Source organism: Klebsiella sp. X13, assembly GCF_003323835.1.
Classification (GTDB): domain Bacteria; phylum Pseudomonadota; class Gammaproteobacteria; order Enterobacterales; family Enterobacteriaceae; genus Klebsiella; species Klebsiella ornithinolytica.
Genome location: NZ_CP030874.1, coordinates 4,615,047 through 4,630,791, shown reverse-complemented (window position 1 = coordinate 4,630,791; position 15,745 = coordinate 4,615,047). Strand labels below are relative to the sequence as shown.

The window sequence follows — 15,745 nt, the reverse complement described above, 5'->3', positions numbered from 1 at the left end:
GGGCGGCCCGAATGCCGCCCGCCGTGAATGGCATTATTTCAGCGTGCAGTCTCCGCACTGAAGAACGTCTGGCAGACGATTACGTTGACAGCAGGTGCGGCGCACCAGCAATCCTTCCCGCAAAATCACCGTTCGCCACAGCGGATTGTCCTGGCCATCAGCAAACTGCTTTTCAAAGAAGCAGTGTTGACGCAGGGCGGCAACCTGTTCGTCCCCCAGCAGCGCTTTCATTTCTCCCAGATACCAGTTGATCAGATAGCCGGTATTACTCCAGATAAGCTTGCCATTGATATCACCGGTCGCTTCCAGCGCCTGTACCACCGGCAGCAGGGCGTGGGTCACCAGCGTTTCCATACGCGTTTGCGGCGAATGGGGTCTGGCGGAGGAGTCTGCTTTGACATCGATCCAGAAGCAGGCCGCGCGGCCCGTTTCATGAAATTCAACGCGAAAACGCTCCGGGGCAACACTGATGGCGGTCTCTTCACTCAGCAGCGCCAGCATCAGCGGTGGCACTAGCAGGCCGATATACCATTGCGCCCAAAGTGAGAGCAGCGGTTTCTGTTCACGTGGCATCGTCGGCTGGTTGCGATAGATATGATCGGACCAGGTTGCCAGCAGAGAGCTGAGTACCGTGGGCGTTGACCATTCTGCGAGCGTCAATGCGCAAGACGGGGCCTCTTCATCAAGGCGAAGAAAATCCAGCAGATGGGGACGAAGGGTGGTGATTTTTTCCCGAATCGCATTCGCCAACGCATCTTCGGCCGGCAGCAACGGAGCCTGCCAGATGATGTCATTGCGGAATGAAACAGAACGGTAAGCCATCAAATCGCCAGATATGAATCTAAATGATAATGATTAGTGATACTAGTTAGTTGTCCGGGCGATGGCAAGATATTTGTCTGCGTCGCGTGCGCTGTACCACGCGGCGGCGGGATCAGCTGGCGAGGATAATGTTGCGTCCCTGGCCCTTTGCTTCATAGAGCGCCGTATCGGCTCTTTTCAGGGCGCCATCAATATCGGAGTCCATGAGGGGCGTCATGCCAATACTAATGGTGACATTGGTGGCGACGCTTTCATTAAACATATGGGGAATTTTCAAATCGTAAACCTGCTGGCGGATACGCTCGGCGGCCAGCGAAGCCGCTTCCGCCGTGCTGTTTGTTAACAGCACCATAAACTCTTCACCGCCAAAGCGCGCGACGATATCACGCGATCGTACGGCATTGCGAATCGCAGCGGAGACCTGAATCAATGCCTGATCGCCCATCATATGACCATAGTGGTCGTTGTAGGCTTTAAAGTGGTCAATATCCAGCAGCAGCACATGATGGTCACTGTCACTCACCGCCAGAAGGGTATCCAGGCGGTTCTGCAGGCCGCGCCGGTTATATAAACCGGTGAGAGGGTCCAACATACTCAGATCGTTCAGGGTGTTGCGTTCCTGCAGTAATTTATCCATCAGCCCCTGGGTGAAGGCATCGCTGCGTTTTTGAATGATGCTCTGCAACATAATGCCGGCAATGGGGAGCGTGAGGCAATACAACATACGTAACCACTGTTCACCTTCGGCAAGAAACAGACAGGCAATAAACGTGGGTAAAGAGTGCAGGGTAAAGGCAATGATATTATTGGGGAATGCGATAGCGCCAATAAACAATATGCTTAATAACGCAATGACCAGAAAGTTAAAATGAGGCACCGGCAGTAACAATGCTTTTTCCGTTATATGCGACGCCCACAGCACACCAAATATCAGAGAAATAAAAGGAATACTTATTTTACGCCGTGAAAATTTCCAGTGCCATAGCGCCAGGGCGGCGCTGAGTATAACGATCAGGGCGCAGGGAAAGGTAAAGCTGACGGGGGTATAGAGCGGACTGATTAGCGAGAAAACCGCAGAAATAAAATTCAGCAGCAAAAAGAGCCGTAAGGAATATTGATATTTTTTATCATAATGTTTTTGCCAGGATTGTGCAGTCATATTGGGCGTGTCGTTATTAGTCATTAAATTTCAAAATGATGGCTGCCAAAAATGAACGATAAAAAGCACTGCACACAGTGCGGTTTTTTGCGAAATAATCAAATATTTTAATACATTACTACGGCGCGTTTAATTTATCACCTTCACCAATCTATGTCATCAGGCCGAACGTAAAGAACGAAATATCCTGATGGGCAAAACATGACAAATGATAAACGCTATCATATGATATTGGTTATCATTATCGATTGGAAAGGTGGGAACATGTTGCAGCGAGCTTTGGGCAGTGGATGGGCAGTACTGTTGCCTGGGATACTGGTTGCTGTACTGGGAGGGGCTGGCCTGTCGGTAGATGCCTGGCGTGGGCTGATCGCGGTCGGTCTATTGATGACGGCATTGATGATCTGGCACCGGCGTTTACGGCATTTCGTACTGTTGCCGTCATGCGTAGCGTTAATCAGTGGAATGATGCTGATGGCGTTGAATTTGAAGCTGATGGGGTAATACAGAGAAGGGTAAGAATATTGGTGCGAGGGGGGGGACTTGAACCCCCACGTCCGTAAGGACACTAACACCTGAAGCTAGCGCGTCTACCAATTCCGCCACCTTCGCACAGTATTCTTAATTTTTGATATCGCCTCGTTGGTGCGAGGGGGGGGACTTGAACCCCCACGTCCGTAAGAACACTAACACCTGAAGCTAGCGCGTCTACCAATTCCGCCACCTTCGCACAGTGCGAGCGATATCTGCGTGGTTTATGGTGCGAGGGGGGGGACTTGAACCCCCACGTCCGTAAGGACACTAACACCTGAAGCTAGCGCGTCTACCAATTCCGCCACCTTCGCATACCATCGACACTATGAAAGTATCGTTACCACGGAGGCGCATTCTAGTGGTTTTCAGCTATACGTCAATAGTTAATTGTGTGGCCTGGATTGATTGTTGCAAAAATGGTCGAATTTGAGGGGGGGAACCGGCGGCGGGGTTGCCCTGCCGCCGGAGAAGATGAAAATTATTTTTTCGCCTGGCGGGTCATGACGGTACGGTAAACTTTAAAGCGACCGGTTTGGGCAATCACTTCATGGAAGCCGAAGACTTCATCCAGCACATCCGGATACGGCAGGAAGGCGTTGGCGACAATACGCAGCTCCCCGCCGCTGTTCAGATGACGGACCGCGCCGCGAATCAGCGTTTGCGCAGCTTCCTGGCTGGTCTGCAGGCCATCGTGGAACGGTGGGTTGGAGATAATCATGTCGAAACGACCGTTCACCTCGGAGAACACATTGCTGGCGAACACGTCACCTTCAATGCCGTTGGCAGCGAGCGTTGCGCGGCTCGCTTCGACCGCCGGCGCGCTGACGTCGCAGAGCGTCAGGCGGACCTTCGGCGAGTGGCTGGCCAGGACGGTCGCCAGCACGCCTGCGCCGCAGCCGACATCGAGCACTTTACCTTTGGTGTGCGGCGTCAGCGTTGAGAGCAGCAGCTGGCTGCCAATATCCAGTCCGTCACGGCTGAATACGCCTGGCAGCGTTTTAATGGTCAGATTTTCCAGCGGGTATTCGCCCCAGTACTGCTGCGGATCGAACGTCGGCTGTTTTTCCAGACGCCCGTGATACAGCCCGCAGCGACGTGCGCTGTCCACTTTCGTCAGAGGGACATATTCGGCCAGCATCTGTTCGGCGCTGCGAACGCCGCTGCGGTTTTCACCGACGACGAAAACGTCAATGCCGACCGGTAGCAGCGACAGCAGGTTCATCAGTTGAAACTGCGCTTCCGGTTTGTTCTTGGGCCAGTAGTAAATCAGCGTGTCGCAATCGGCAACGTCGCTGGCTTCGGCGACCAGACTAAAACGTACGTTTTCGCCCATCTGGCCGTTCAGGGCTTGCCAGTGGTGAAACTGCTGGGTGTGGGCGCGGCTGGCCGCGGTGTCCAGACGTGCGGGCAGGTCATCCTGCAGGTCACCGGCAAACAGAACGCGTGCGGGTTCGAAATCATCACTGTGGCGCAGCAAGACTTCACTTGCCGGGGTAAAAGCAGACATGAAACACTCCTTCATTAAGACTGGCGCCGATTATACACGTTATCCAGAATGCTGCCTCTTTGTTGGCGCTGCTGGCGCCGCCTGCGCGCGGATAACGCTATACGCCTCACCTCTGAGCGAGCGGCGGGCGCGTCGTTCGTAGTTTGTTGGCGCAGATAAGCGGGATTTGCTATATTGCGCGCTTAATTAACAGGAGTGTTTTGCTATGACTTCCCGACGAGAGTGGCAATTACAGCAGCTGGGTATCACCCGGTGGTCGCTGCGTCGCCCCGGGGCGTTACAGGGTGAAATCGCTATCTCGCTTCCAGGGCATATTCGTTTGGTGATGGTGGCAGAAAACCCGCCGTCGCTGACTGAACCGCTCATCAGCGATATTCTACGTGCTCTGGCGCTGTCGCCGGATCAGGTACTGCAGCTCACGCCGGATCGCGTGGCTATGTTGCCGCAGGATAGCCGCTGCAACAGCTGGCGGCTGGGTACTGACGCACCGTTACTGCTGGCGGGCGCGCAGGTTTCGACGCCCGCTTTTGATGAACTCCAGACCAGCGCGCCTGCCCGTATGGCGCTCTGGCAACAAATCTGCGCTCATGAACACGATTTCTACCCTCAACACGGCTGATTTGCCCCGTGCCTGGCAAATAGAACAACGCGCCCACGCTTTTCCGTGGAGCGAACAAACCTTTGCCAGCAATCAGGGGGAACGTTATCTCAACCTTCAACTAACGGTTGATGGCGAGATGGCGGCCTTCGCGATTACGCAAATTATCCTCGATGAAGCGACGCTGTTTAACATCGCCGTCGACCCGGCTTTTCAGCGGCGTGGCCTTGGGCGAGCGCTGCTGGAGCAGGTGATTGATGAGGTCGAGAAACGCGGGGTCGCAACGCTGTGGCTGGAAGTGCGTGCGTCGAACGTAGCCGCTATCGCACTTTACGAGAGCTTAGGTTTTAACGAGGCAACCATTCGTCGCAACTATTATCCCACGGCCGACGGGCGTGAGGATGCGATCATAATGGCGTTGCCAGTCAGTATGTAACGGCCTGTTCGCCAGGCTTTTTTAAGGGTAAGTCTGACGCTGTGCTGTTCAGACCTGCTGTAACAAGACGCCTGTGTGGCGGGCAATGACAGGGTGATATGATGAAGTGGGACTGGATTTTCTTTGATGCCGATGAAACGCTGTTTACATTTGATTCTTTTACCGGTCTGCAGCGAATGTTTCTCGACTATAGCGTGACCTTTAGCGCTGAAGATTTTCAGGACTATCAGGCCGTGAACAAACCCCTGTGGGTGGACTATCAAAACGGCACGATCACTGCGCTGCAGCTGCAACATCAGCGTTTTAATAGCTGGGCGGAGCGCCTCAGCGTGCCGCCGGGCGAACTCAACGACGCCTTTATGAATGCGATGGCCGAGATCTGCTCGCCGCTGCCTGGGGCGATATCGCTGCTGAATGCGCTGCAGGGGAAGGTGAAGATGGGGATCATCACCAACGGGTTTACCTCGCTGCAGCAGATTCGTCTGGAACGCACCGGCTTACGCGATCACTTTGATTTATTGATTATTTCTGAAGAGGTCGGCGTGGCGAAGCCGGACGCGCGCATTTTTGAATATGCGCTGGCGCAGGCGGGTCATCCCGATCGTTCCCGCGTGCTGATGGTCGGCGATACGGCAGAGTCCGATATCCGCGGCGGGGTGAATGCCGGCCTTGCCACCTGCTGGCTGAATGCCCATCAGCGTGAATTGCCTGCCGATCTTCACCCCGACTGGACGGTGACCTCTTTAAGCGACCTGGAGCAGCTCCTGTGTAAACACTGATTGCCTCCCCCCCATTGATGGGTAAAATAGCCGCAATTTTTCGTATTCCACATGCGTGGCCGGTTGCCGCGTTTACTAAGAAGAATCAATTATGACGTTGTCTCCTTATCTGCAAGAGGTGGCCAAACGCCGCACTTTTGCCATTATCTCTCACCCGGATGCCGGTAAAACGACCATCACCGAGAAGGTATTACTGTTCGGACAGGCGATTCAGACCGCCGGTACCGTTAAAGGCCGTGGTTCCAGCCAGCATGCAAAATCAGACTGGATGGAGATGGAAAAACAGCGTGGTATCTCCATTACCACGTCGGTGATGCAGTTCCCGTATCACAACAGCCTGGTTAACCTGCTGGATACCCCGGGCCACGAAGACTTCTCCGAAGATACCTACCGTACCCTGACGGCGGTGGACTGCTGTCTGATGGTCATCGATGCGGCAAAAGGCGTTGAAGATCGTACCCGTAAGCTGATGGAAGTTACCCGTCTGCGCGATACGCCGATCCTGACGTTCATGAACAAACTCGACCGTGATATCCGCGATCCGATGGAGCTGCTGGATGAGGTGGAGAACGAACTGCGTATTGCCTGCGCGCCGATCACCTGGCCGATTGGCTGCGGTAAGCTGTTTAAGGGCGTGTACCATCTCTACAAAGATGAGACCTATCTCTATCAGACCGGTAAGGGCCACACGATTCAGGAAGTGCGGATCGTGAAAGGGTTGAATAACCCGGATCTCGATCTGGCCGTCGGCGAAGATCTGGCGCAGCAGCTGCGCGATGAGCTGGAGCTGGTACAGGGCGCTTCAAACGAGTTTGATAAAGATCTGTTCCTCGCCGGCGAAATCACCCCGGTCTTCTTTGGTACGGCCTTAGGTAACTTCGGCGTGGATCATATGCTGGATGGCCTGGTTGAGTGGGCGCCGGCGCCGATGCCGCGTAAAACCGATACCCGTGAAGTGACGGCGGAAGAAGAGAAATTTACCGGTTTCGTCTTTAAAATTCAGGCCAACATGGATCCGAAACACCGTGACCGCGTGGCCTTTATGCGCGTGGTGTCCGGTAAGTATGAGAAGGGCATGAAGCTGCGTCAGGTCCGTACGGGCAAAGACGTGGTGATTTCCGATGCGCTGACCTTTATGGCCGGCGACCGTTCTCATGTGGAAGAGGCCTGGCCGGGCGATATTATCGGTCTGCACAACCACGGCACGATTCAGATCGGCGATACCTTCACCCAGGGCGAGATGATGAAGTTCACCGGTATCCCGAACTTCGCACCGGAGCTGTTCCGCCGTATTCGCCTGAAGGATCCGCTGAAGCAGAAACAGCTGCTGAAAGGGCTGGTACAGCTTTCTGAAGAGGGCGCGGTACAGGTCTTCCGTCCGATCGCCAATAACGATCTTATTGTCGGCGCGGTCGGTGTGCTGCAGTTTGATGTGGTCGTGGCTCGTCTGAAGAGTGAATACAACGTTGAAGCGATTTACGAATCGGTGAACGTGGCGACCGCGCGTTGGGTGGAATCCACCGACGTGAAAAAATTTGAGGAATTTAAGCGTAAAAACGAAATTCAGCTGGCCCTCGATGGCGGTGATAATCTGACATATATCGCGCCAACTATGGTTAACCTGAACCTGACGCAGGAACGCTATCCTGACGTTCTGTTCCGTAAAACTCGCGAGCACTAATCCCTTCCGGAGCGCGGCTCTCACCGCGCTCCACGCTATTTTTTCGTCGTTTCCCGCGTTATAGAAAGTTCTTAAAGATCCCCGTCAGCGTGACTTTTTGTACATATTTTCCGTCTCTTTCATGACCTTCTACTATATTTAATAAGTAATTTTTAAGATTCTGGCTTAATAAGCTACTTATTTTGCTTTAGCGATATAGAAATAACGAGGACAGAGAGATGACAAGACTAAAGGATGCCGGGACGTTGCTGGCTCTCTTCTTAGGCTCAGCCATGATAAGCGCCTCGGCATATGCAGAAAATCCGCCGGCGAACAGCGCACAATCGGTTGCCACCAGCGCCGGTCAGGCCGTCGACAGCTCGCTGAATAAAGTCGGCGATTTTATGGATGACAGCACCATCACCGCCAGAGTGAAAGCGGCGCTGATTGACGATAAAAATATTCGCAGCAGCGATATCTCTGTGAAAACTGAGAATAAAGTGGTGACACTGAGCGGCTCGGTTGACAGCGCGGAGCAAAAAGATCTGGCGGTGAACGCCGCGAAAACGGTCAAAGGCGTCACCACCGTGAATGACCAGTTGAACGTGGTCGCAGAGAAGTCTGCCAGCCTGGAAGGGTACGCGGGCGATACGGCCATTACCAGTCAAGTTAAAGCCAAACTGTTGGCGGATGACATTGTGCCGTCGCGAAAGGTAACGGTTGAGACCCGTGACGGGACCGTACATTTATCCGGAACCGTTGATTCACGTCAGCAGGCGGATCGCGCGGCAGACATTGCCAAAGCCGTTTCTGGTGTTAAAAACGTAGAAAATAATCTCAGCGTTAAATAAACCCATTCATTTAATAACGTTATTTCCCGCTAACTATTCAACTCTTTGAATTATGCGTTGAATGACATGCGGGAGGTAAACAAATGAATCCTCTGGCGCTTATTCAGGTCATTTTATCGAGGAACACGGGCATCGCCCGACCACCAGCAATTCGACGTATGACGAGTGAAGAAAAAGAGCATGACAGGGTTGATTTATGCGCGGCCTGAGCGCGCAGAAAAGCGACCGTTATCCACTATGGTAAGGAGCACATTATGTTTCGATGGGGCATTATTTTTCTGGTCATTGCACTGATTGCCGCCGCGTTAGGATTTGGTAGCCTGGCGGGTACGGCTGCCTGGGCTGCAAAAATCGTCTTTGTCGTCGGTATTATTCTGTTCCTGGTTAGCCTGTTTACCGGGCGCCGGCGCCCATAGAAAGCGGTCTTTCCCTGCCGCGCAAGACGCGAAAGGCGTTTTAATGACATAGCGTTTTACATAAAGCCAGTCCTCAGGACTGGCTTTCGTGGTTTCAGGGGGGTAATAATTGCAGGACGGCGCGGCGATGGACGTCAGGATTTCAGATCCCTTGCGGGCGGTGAATGCCGCCCGACGGGCCGGGAGCGCCGGGGGGAGACCCTACCGAATGATTTTGGGCTGGTACAATAAAACATAACAGGAAAGCAGGGTGGGACATCGAATTCCCGTAACGCTTGGCAACATTGCGCCGTTGTCTGTCAAACCATTTCTTCCGGGCAAGCTTGGCCTGGTGTGCGAGGGTGGCGGTCAGCGAGGTATTTTTACCGCCGGAGTACTGGATGAGTTTATGCGCGCGGGATTCAACCCCTTTGACATTATGCTGGGGACATCCGCCGGGGCGCAGAACCTGTCGGCCTACATGTGCAACCAGCAGGGCTACGCCCGCAAGGTCATCACCCGTTACACCACGGCCCGGGAATTTTTCGATCCTATGCGTTTTGTCCGCGGCGGTAATCTCATCGATCTTGACTGGCTGGTGGAGACCACGGCGCAAAAAATGCCGCTGGCGATGAGCTATGCGGAGGAGCAGTTCGCCCTGGGGAAAGAGCTGTGGATGTGCGCCTGCCGGGGCGATGATTATACGCCAGACTATTTTGCTCCCACCCAGACCACGTGGCTCGATCTGATCCGCGCCTCCAGCGCGATCCCCGGTTTCTATCGCAGCGGCGTCATGCTGGACGGCATCAGCTATCTGGATGGCGGCGTCAGCGATGCGATTCCCGTACAGGAGGCGGCCCGACGCGGGGCGCAAACCATCGTGGTTATCCGTACGGTGCCTTCGCAGATGTTCTATACCCCGCAGTGGTTTAAGCGAATGGAGCGCTGGCTGGGGGAAAGCAGCCTGCAGCCGTTTGTGAACCTGGTCCAGCATCACGAGGCCACCTATCGCACTACCCAACAGTTTATTGAGAAGCCGCCGGGTAAGCTGCGCATCCTGGAAATTTATCCGCAGAAACCGCTTAAAAGTATGGCGCTGGGAAGCCGTTTACCGGCGCTGCTGGAAGACTACAAGACCGGGCGACAGTGCGGACGTTATTTCCTCGCGACGGTCGGCAAAATGCTGGCCGACCGTCCACCGCTGGTGCGTCATCTGCCGCGAATCACGCAGCCGGCCTCGGTTGTGGTGCCGGCGGCTTCCGTCGCCAACGATTCTCACCCGGCCACTTTCGTGACCGCCCCGCAGGCTAATGATGCCAGCTTTGATAACGAGGATCTGGCATGACGTGGACGTTTATCGATACGCATTGTCATTTTGATTTCCCGCCCTTCGCCGGCCATGCCGCCGAGAGTCTTGCCCGGGCGGCGCAAGCCGGGGTGACGCAGATAATTGTTCCGGCCATTGAAGCGGAAAATTTCCCCCGCGTATTAGCGCTGGCGGAGCAGCATGAAGCGATTTATGCCGCCGTGGGACTGCATCCCATTGCGATCGAGCGGCATGATGAGCGCAGTCTTGAGCGCCTGGAGGAGTGCCTGCGCCAACGCCACCGAAAGCTGGTCGCGGTGGGGGAGACGGGGCTCGATCTGTATCGTGACGATCCGCAGTTTGAGCGCCAGCAGGTCATGCTGGAAGCGCAGCTGCGGCTGGCGAAGCGTTACGATCTGCCGGTGATTCTGCACTCCCGACGTACTCACGATAAGCTGGCGATGCTGCTGAAAAAACATGCTCTGCCGAGAACCGGCGTGGTGCATGGTTTCGCGGGAAGCCTGCAGCAAGCGGAACGTTTCGTTCAGGCAGGTTATAAAATTGGCGTCGGCGGAACCATAACCTACCCACGCGCCAGTAAAACGCGTGATGTCATGGCGCGTCTACCGCTATCGGCACTGCTGCTGGAGACGGATGCGCCGGATATGCCGCTCAATGGTTTTCAGGGGCAGCCAAATCGGCCCGAGCAGGTGGCCCGTGTCTTTGCCTCGCTATGTGAACTGCGGCAGGAACCTGCGGATGTCATTGCCAATGCGTTGATTCACAATACGAAAGCGTTGTTCTGTACCCTGTGACGTCCCACTCTCAGTGATGACGCTCGTGCGTCAGCCGCGGTGAAGAGGCTGCGGCTTCATCGCCGGTATTCCCGGATACCTCCCTTTCTCACTCCTCTGCGGATGTTATAATTCCATCATTTCCTTTTTTTAGTAACTTACTTATTTTTCATTGGTTATTGCCTGTTTTTCAATTTTTAGCACAAAATGCACTCGCTGTTGTCGAGGTATTCTGTGGTTTTATGTTATTATATTAACATTAAGTTGCGTCTGCGGATTTTGATTATGCTTAAAGTAAACATGGCGTTTTGCAGCGCAATACTGCACTCATAAAGGTGACCTGTGTCACATTACAGTAATGCAAATTCTCTATGAGTTTTCATTAACTGTGATGAATGTCGAAGTGTAACGGCGAGGTGATGTTACAATAGTAACAGACTCGCAAGGTGAACAAACTATTGAACCGGCAATAAGCCGTCGGAGTGTAAAATGACTGATTTATCTGCAAGCAGCCTGCGCGCGTTGAAACTGATGGACCTGACCACGCTGAATGACGATGACACCAATGAAAAGGTGATCGCTCTGTGCCATCAGGCAAAAACACCGGTAGGGAATACAGCGGCTATCTGCATCTATCCGCGCTTTATCCCGATCGCGCGTAAAACGCTGAACGCGCAAGGCACCCCGGATATCCGTATCGCCACGGTCACCAACTTCCCGCATGGTAACGATGATATCGATATCGCGCTGGCGGAAACCCGTGCGGCTATCGCTTATGGCGCGGACGAAGTTGACGTGGTATTCCCGTACCGCGCGCTGATCGCGGGTAACGAGCAGGTCGGATTCGATCTGGTGAAGGCCTGTAAAGAGGCTTGCGCGGCGGCCAACGTGCTGTTGAAAGTGATCATCGAAACCGGTGAGCTGAAAGAAGAAGCGTTAATTCGTAAAGCTTCTGAAATTTCTATTAAAGCCGGGGCGGATTTCATCAAAACCTCGACCGGTAAAGTCCCGGTAAACGCGACGCCGGAAAGCGCACGTATCATGCTGGAAGTGATCCGCGATATGGGCGTACAGAAAACCGTTGGCTTTAAGCCTGCGGGCGGCGTCCGCAGCGCTGAAGATGCGCAGCAGTTCCTGGCCATTGCCGATGAACTGTTCGGTGCCGACTGGGCGGATTCTCGCCACTATCGTTTCGGCGCATCCAGCCTGCTGGCAAGCCTGCTGAAAGCGCTGGGGCACGGCGACGGTAAGAGCGCCAGCAGCTACTAAGGCGTCACGGTGACAAAACCGTAGCCCGGATGAGGCGCAGCTGCGCCGACGCCGGGAGATTCCCGGCGTCGCGACGCTCGGCCGGGCTACAGGAACTTAGCGCGGGCGCAGATAACGCCGCCCGCCGAATTTGACCTTATTCCTCAGGGGGTTACCTTGTTTCTCGCACAAGAAATTATTCGTAAAAAACGTGACGGCCATGCGCTGAGCGATGACGAAATTCGCTTTTTCATCAACGGGATCCGTGATAACACCGTTTCTGAAGGGCAGATCGCGGCGCTGGCGATGACCATCTTTTTCCACGATATGTCTATGCCAGAACGCGTCTCGTTAACCATGGCAATGCGGGATTCAGGAACCGTTCTGGACTGGAAAAGCCTCAATCTGAACGGCCCGATTGTCGATAAACACTCTACCGGCGGCGTGGGCGATGTGACTTCGCTGATGCTTGGCCCGATGGTTGCCGCCTGCGGCGGCTATGTGCCGATGATCTCCGGGCGCGGCCTCGGTCATACCGGCGGCACCCTCGACAAACTGGAAGCCATTCCGGGTTTCGATATTTTCCCGGATGACGCCCGTTTCCGCGGCATTATTAAAGATGTTGGCGTCGCCATCATCGGGCAGACCAGTTCGCTGGCCCCTGCCGACAAACGTTTCTATGCCACCCGCGATATTACCGCGACGGTGGATTCCATCCCGCTCATCACCGCCTCGATTCTGGCGAAAAAACTGGCGGAAGGCCTGGATGCGCTGGTGATGGACGTTAAAGTAGGCAGCGGCGCCTTTATGCCGACCTACGAACTCTCCGCAGCGCTTGCCGAAGCGATCGTTGGCGTTTCCAACGGTGCCGGCGTGCGGACTACCGCGCTGCTGACCGATATGAACCAGGTGCTGGCATCCAGCGCCGGGAACGCCGTCGAAGTCCGTGAAGCGGTTCGCTTCCTGACCGGCGAATACCGCAATCCGCGTCTGTTTGATGTGACCATGGCGCTGTGCGTGGAAATGCTGATTTCCGGCAAGCTGGCCCAGGATGACGCCGACGCACGGGCGAAACTGCAGGCGGTGCTGGATAACGGCAAAGCGGCGGAACTCTTTGGCCGCATGGTTGCCGCCCAAAAAGGGCCGACCGATTTCGTCGAGAACTACGATAACTATCTGCCTACCGCGATGCTGAGCAAAGCGGTCTACGCTGATGGTGAAGGATTTGTCGCTGAAATGGACACTCGGGCGCTGGGTATGGCGGTGGTGTCGATGGGCGGCGGTCGTCGCCAGGCGTCCGATCCGATTGACTATAGCGTCGGCTTTACCGACATGGCGCGCCTGGGTGACAGCGTTGACGGACAGCGTCCGCTCGCGGTTATCCATGCTAAAGACGAAGCCAGCTGGCAGGAATCGGCGAAAGCCGTCAAAGCGGCAATTAAACTGGACGATAAGGCGCCGAAAGAAACCCCGACGGTCTATCGCCGAATCACCGAATAACGGTATACTGATCTGATCGCTTTTTTGCAGCGCAAAAGGTACGGAGAATAATATGAAACGTGCATTTATCATGGTGCTGGACTCTTTCGGCATCGGTGCGACTGAAGATGCCGCTCGCTTTGGCGACGTCGGCTCAGACACTATGGGCCACATTGCTGAAGCCTGCGCTAAGGGCGAGGCTGACCATGGTCGCAAAGGCCCGCTGAATCTGCCTAATCTGACCCGTCTGGGGCTGGTCAAAGCTCACGAGGGCTCGACCGGCAAAATCGCTGCCGGGATGGACGCCAGTGCGGACGTCATTGGCGCATACGCCTGGGCGCATGAGCTCTCTTCCGGTAAAGATACGCCGTCCGGCCACTGGGAAATCGCCGGTGTACCGGTTCTGTTCGAATGGGGCTACTTCAGTGACCATCAGAACAGCTTCCCGCAGGAGCTGCTGGATAAACTGGTTAAACGTGCAAACCTGCCGGGCTATCTCGGTAACTGTCACTCCTCCGGGACGGTGATTCTGGATGAGCTTGGCGAAGAACATATGAAAACCGGCAAGCCGATTTTCTATACCTCCGCTGACTCCGTGTTCCAGATTGCCTGCCACGAAGAGACTTTTGGTCTGGATAAACTCTACGAGCTGTGCGAAATCGCCCGTGAGGAACTGACTGAAGGTGGCTACAACATTGGCCGCGTTATCGCGCGTCCGTTCGTGGGTGATAAACCGGGCCACTTCCAGCGTACCGGCAACCGTCACGATCTGGCCGTTGAACCGCCTGCGCCGACCGTGTTGCAAAAGCTGGTTGACGAGAAAGGCGGCCACGTGGTTTCCGTTGGGAAAATCGCAGACATCTATGCCAACTGCGGGATCACCAAAAAGGTGAAAGCGACCGGCCTCGATGCACTGTTTGACGCGACCATCAAAGAGATGAAAGAAGCGGGTGATAAGACCATCGTCTTCACTAACTTCGTGGACTTCGACTCTTCCTGGGGCCACCGTCGCGATATCGCCGGTTATGCGGCGGGTCTGGAACTGTTTGACCGTCGTCTGCCGGAGCTGATGGAGCTGGTGGGTGAAGATGACATTCTGATCCTGACCGCTGACCACGGCTGTGACCCGAGCTGGCAGGGTACTGACCATACGCGTGAGCACATCCCGGTACTGGTCTACGGCCCGAAAGTTAAACCGGGCTCGCTGGGCCACCGTGAAACCTTCGCCGATATCGGCCAGACCCTGGCGAAATACTTTGGTACGTCCGACATGGAATATGGCAAGGCCATGTTCTAAGGTCATTGCCCGGTGGCGCTATGCTGACTGGGCCTACGGTTTTGTAGGCCGGGCAAGGCGCAGGCGCCGCCCGGCAAAAACAACAATATAAAAGGAACTGAAGATGGCAACTCCTCATATTAATGCAGAAATGGGTGATTTCGCTGACGTCGTGTTGATGCCGGGCGACCCGCTGCGCGCGAAGCACATCGCGGAAACTTTCCTTGAAGACGTGCGCGAAGTGAACAACGTGCGCGGCATGCTGGGCTTTACCGGTACCTATAAAGGCCGCAAGATCTCCGTCATGGGCCACGGTATGGGTATCCCGTCCTGCTCCATCTACACCAAAGAGCTGATCACCGATTTCGGCGTGAAGAAGATTATTCGCGTGGGCTCCTGCGGTGCGGTACGTGCTGATGTGAAACTGCGTGATGTGGTGATTGGCATGGGCGCGTGCACCGACTCCAAAGTCAACCGTCTGCGCTTTAAAGATCATGATTTCGCCGCTATCGCTGACTTCGGCATGGTGCGTAACGCGGTTGATGCTGCAAAAGCGCTGGGCGTTGATGCCCGCGTCGGTAACATCTTCTCCGCAGACCTGTTCTATACCCCGGATCCGTCCATGTTCGACGTGATGGAAAAATACGGCATCCTGGGCGTGGAAATGGAAGCCGCCGGTATCTACGGCGTAGCCGCGGAGTTCGGGGCGAAAGCGCTGACTATCTGCACCGTTTCCGATCATATTCGCACGCATGAACAGACGACTGCGGCTGAGCGTCAGACGACGTTCAACGATATGATCAAAATCGCGCTGGAATCCGTTCTGCTGGGCGATAAAGAGTAAAAGTTGTATGGCTATTGCCCGGTGGCGCTGCGCTTACCGGGCCTGGCAAACCGCGTA

General features: G+C 54.9%; 16 protein-coding genes and 3 tRNA genes. 13 read left to right on the top strand and 6 right to left on the bottom strand.

Annotated features, from left to right (window positions below):
- Positions 1 to 33: 33 nt before the first annotated feature.
- On the bottom strand, positions 34 to 822 hold the full coding sequence (fhuF, locus tag DSD31_RS22070; protein ID WP_004857631.1) for a siderophore-iron reductase FhuF: 789 nt from the start codon (positions 820 to 822) through the stop codon (positions 34 to 36).
- Between the two features lie 112 nt (positions 823 to 934).
- Positions 935 to 1,981, bottom strand: coding sequence for a GGDEF domain-containing protein (locus DSD31_RS22065; protein ID WP_015585190.1), 1,047 nt, complete (start codon positions 1,979 to 1,981; stop codon positions 935 to 937).
- 264 nt (positions 1,982 to 2,245) lie between these two features.
- On the opposite strand from DSD31_RS22065, the gene DSD31_RS22060 reads away from it, so the two are divergent.
- Positions 2,246 to 2,485 carry a DUF1435 domain-containing protein gene (locus DSD31_RS22060; protein ID WP_032716607.1) on the top strand — a complete coding sequence of 80 codons (240 nt, stop codon included), beginning with the start codon at positions 2,246 to 2,248 and terminating at the stop codon, positions 2,483 to 2,485.
- Between the two features lie 21 nt (positions 2,486 to 2,506).
- Here the strand turns inward: DSD31_RS22060 and DSD31_RS22055 are convergent.
- The 4 genes from DSD31_RS22055 to rsmC all read right to left on the bottom strand — a co-directional run bounded on the left by DSD31_RS22055 (position 2,507) and on the right by rsmC (position 4,022).
- Positions 2,507 to 2,593: transfer RNA gene (locus DSD31_RS22055), tRNA-Leu, on the bottom strand.
- A 31-nt stretch (positions 2,594 to 2,624) separates the two neighbouring features.
- A tRNA-Leu gene (locus DSD31_RS22050) sits at positions 2,625 to 2,711 on the bottom strand.
- Between the two features lie 28 nt (positions 2,712 to 2,739).
- Positions 2,740 to 2,826: transfer RNA gene (locus tag DSD31_RS22045), tRNA-Leu, on the bottom strand.
- Positions 2,827 to 2,993: 167 nt separating this feature from the next.
- Entirely contained in the window at positions 2,994 to 4,022 is a 1,029-nt protein-coding gene (gene rsmC / locus DSD31_RS22040; protein WP_004857637.1) for a 16S rRNA (guanine(1207)-N(2))-methyltransferase RsmC, read from the bottom strand.
- Positions 4,023 to 4,227: 205 nt separating this feature from the next.
- Here rsmC and DSD31_RS22035 point away from each other — a divergent pair, with 205 nt between their 5' ends.
- The 12 genes from DSD31_RS22035 (at position 4,228) to deoD (ending at position 15,688) form a co-directional block, all read left to right on the top strand.
- Positions 4,228 to 4,641, top strand: coding sequence for a DNA polymerase III subunit psi (locus DSD31_RS22035; protein ID WP_004857639.1), 414 nt, complete (start codon positions 4,228 to 4,230; stop codon positions 4,639 to 4,641).
- Positions 4,610 to 5,056 (top strand): ribosomal protein S18-alanine N-acetyltransferase, encoded by a 447-nt coding sequence (rimI, locus tag DSD31_RS22030; RefSeq protein ID WP_054829012.1) that lies wholly within the window; start codon positions 4,610 to 4,612, stop codon positions 5,054 to 5,056. The genes DSD31_RS22035 and rimI overlap by 32 nt, the downstream gene beginning before the upstream one ends.
- A gap of 101 nt (positions 5,057 to 5,157) precedes the next feature.
- On the top strand, positions 5,158 to 5,835 hold the full coding sequence (yjjG, locus tag DSD31_RS22025; protein ID WP_004857643.1) for a pyrimidine 5'-nucleotidase: 678 nt from the start codon (positions 5,158 to 5,160) through the stop codon (positions 5,833 to 5,835).
- Between the two features lie 91 nt (positions 5,836 to 5,926).
- The gene (prfC, locus tag DSD31_RS22020; protein ID WP_004857644.1) at positions 5,927 to 7,516 is read left to right on the top strand and encodes a peptide chain release factor 3; all 1,590 of its coding nucleotides are present in this window, start codon (positions 5,927 to 5,929) and stop codon (positions 7,514 to 7,516) included.
- Between the two features lie 218 nt (positions 7,517 to 7,734).
- Complete coding sequence (gene osmY / locus DSD31_RS22015) at positions 7,735 to 8,346, top strand: molecular chaperone OsmY (protein WP_004857647.1); 612 nt, start codon at positions 7,735 to 7,737, stop codon at positions 8,344 to 8,346.
- Between the two features lie 254 nt (positions 8,347 to 8,600).
- Positions 8,601 to 8,762 carry a DUF1328 domain-containing protein gene (locus DSD31_RS22010; RefSeq protein ID WP_004857650.1) on the top strand — a complete coding sequence of 54 codons (162 nt, stop codon included), beginning with the start codon at positions 8,601 to 8,603 and terminating at the stop codon, positions 8,760 to 8,762.
- A 250-nt stretch (positions 8,763 to 9,012) separates the two neighbouring features.
- A complete protein-coding gene (locus DSD31_RS22005) occupies positions 9,013 to 10,086 on the top strand; it encodes a patatin-like phospholipase family protein (protein ID WP_032716534.1) in 1,074 nt (357 codons plus the stop codon).
- Positions 10,083 to 10,862 (top strand): metal-dependent hydrolase, encoded by a 780-nt coding sequence (locus DSD31_RS22000; protein ID WP_004857654.1) that lies wholly within the window; start codon positions 10,083 to 10,085, stop codon positions 10,860 to 10,862. The genes DSD31_RS22005 and DSD31_RS22000 overlap by 4 nt, the downstream gene beginning before the upstream one ends.
- A 468-nt stretch (positions 10,863 to 11,330) precedes the next feature.
- Positions 11,331 to 12,110 (top strand): deoxyribose-phosphate aldolase, encoded by a 780-nt coding sequence (gene deoC / locus DSD31_RS21995; RefSeq protein WP_004857657.1) that lies wholly within the window; start codon positions 11,331 to 11,333, stop codon positions 12,108 to 12,110.
- Positions 12,111 to 12,266: 156 nt separating this feature from the next.
- Positions 12,267 to 13,589: a thymidine phosphorylase gene (deoA, locus tag DSD31_RS21990; protein WP_113991307.1), complete on the top strand. Its 1,323-nt coding sequence runs from the start codon at positions 12,267 to 12,269 to the stop codon at positions 13,587 to 13,589.
- A gap of 52 nt (positions 13,590 to 13,641) precedes the next feature.
- Entirely contained in the window at positions 13,642 to 14,865 is a 1,224-nt protein-coding gene (deoB, locus tag DSD31_RS21985; RefSeq protein WP_004857660.1) for a phosphopentomutase, read from the top strand.
- A gap of 103 nt (positions 14,866 to 14,968) precedes the next feature.
- On the top strand, positions 14,969 to 15,688 hold the full coding sequence (gene deoD / locus DSD31_RS21980) for a purine-nucleoside phosphorylase (RefSeq protein WP_004857662.1): 720 nt from the start codon (positions 14,969 to 14,971) through the stop codon (positions 15,686 to 15,688).
- The last annotated feature ends 57 nt before the right edge of the window (positions 15,689 to 15,745 follow it).

Coding starts and splice junctions, on each gene's coding strand:
- fhuF (WP_004857631.1), bottom strand. CDS start 822: ATGGCTTACCGTTCTGTTTCATTCCGCAATGACATCATCTGGCAGGCT.
- DSD31_RS22065 (WP_015585190.1), bottom strand. CDS start 1,981: ATGACTGCACAATCCTGGCAAAAACATTATGATAAAAAATATCAATAT.
- DSD31_RS22060 (WP_032716607.1), top strand. CDS start 2,246: ATGTTGCAGCGAGCTTTGGGCAGTGGATGGGCAGTACTGTTGCCTGGG.
- rsmC (WP_004857637.1), bottom strand. CDS start 4,022: ATGTCTGCTTTTACCCCGGCAAGTGAAGTCTTGCTGCGCCACAGTGAT.
- DSD31_RS22035 (WP_004857639.1), top strand. CDS start 4,228: ATGACTTCCCGACGAGAGTGGCAATTACAGCAGCTGGGTATCACCCGG.
- rimI (WP_054829012.1), top strand. CDS start 4,610: ATGAACACGATTTCTACCCTCAACACGGCTGATTTGCCCCGTGCCTGG.
- yjjG (WP_004857643.1), top strand. CDS start 5,158: ATGAAGTGGGACTGGATTTTCTTTGATGCCGATGAAACGCTGTTTACA.
- prfC (WP_004857644.1), top strand. CDS start 5,927: ATGACGTTGTCTCCTTATCTGCAAGAGGTGGCCAAACGCCGCACTTTT.
- osmY (WP_004857647.1), top strand. CDS start 7,735: ATGACAAGACTAAAGGATGCCGGGACGTTGCTGGCTCTCTTCTTAGGC.
- DSD31_RS22010 (WP_004857650.1), top strand. CDS start 8,601: ATGTTTCGATGGGGCATTATTTTTCTGGTCATTGCACTGATTGCCGCC.
- DSD31_RS22000 (WP_004857654.1), top strand. CDS start 10,083: ATGACGTGGACGTTTATCGATACGCATTGTCATTTTGATTTCCCGCCC.
- deoC (WP_004857657.1), top strand. CDS start 11,331: ATGACTGATTTATCTGCAAGCAGCCTGCGCGCGTTGAAACTGATGGAC.
- deoB (WP_004857660.1), top strand. CDS start 13,642: ATGAAACGTGCATTTATCATGGTGCTGGACTCTTTCGGCATCGGTGCG.
- deoD (WP_004857662.1), top strand. CDS start 14,969: ATGGCAACTCCTCATATTAATGCAGAAATGGGTGATTTCGCTGACGTC.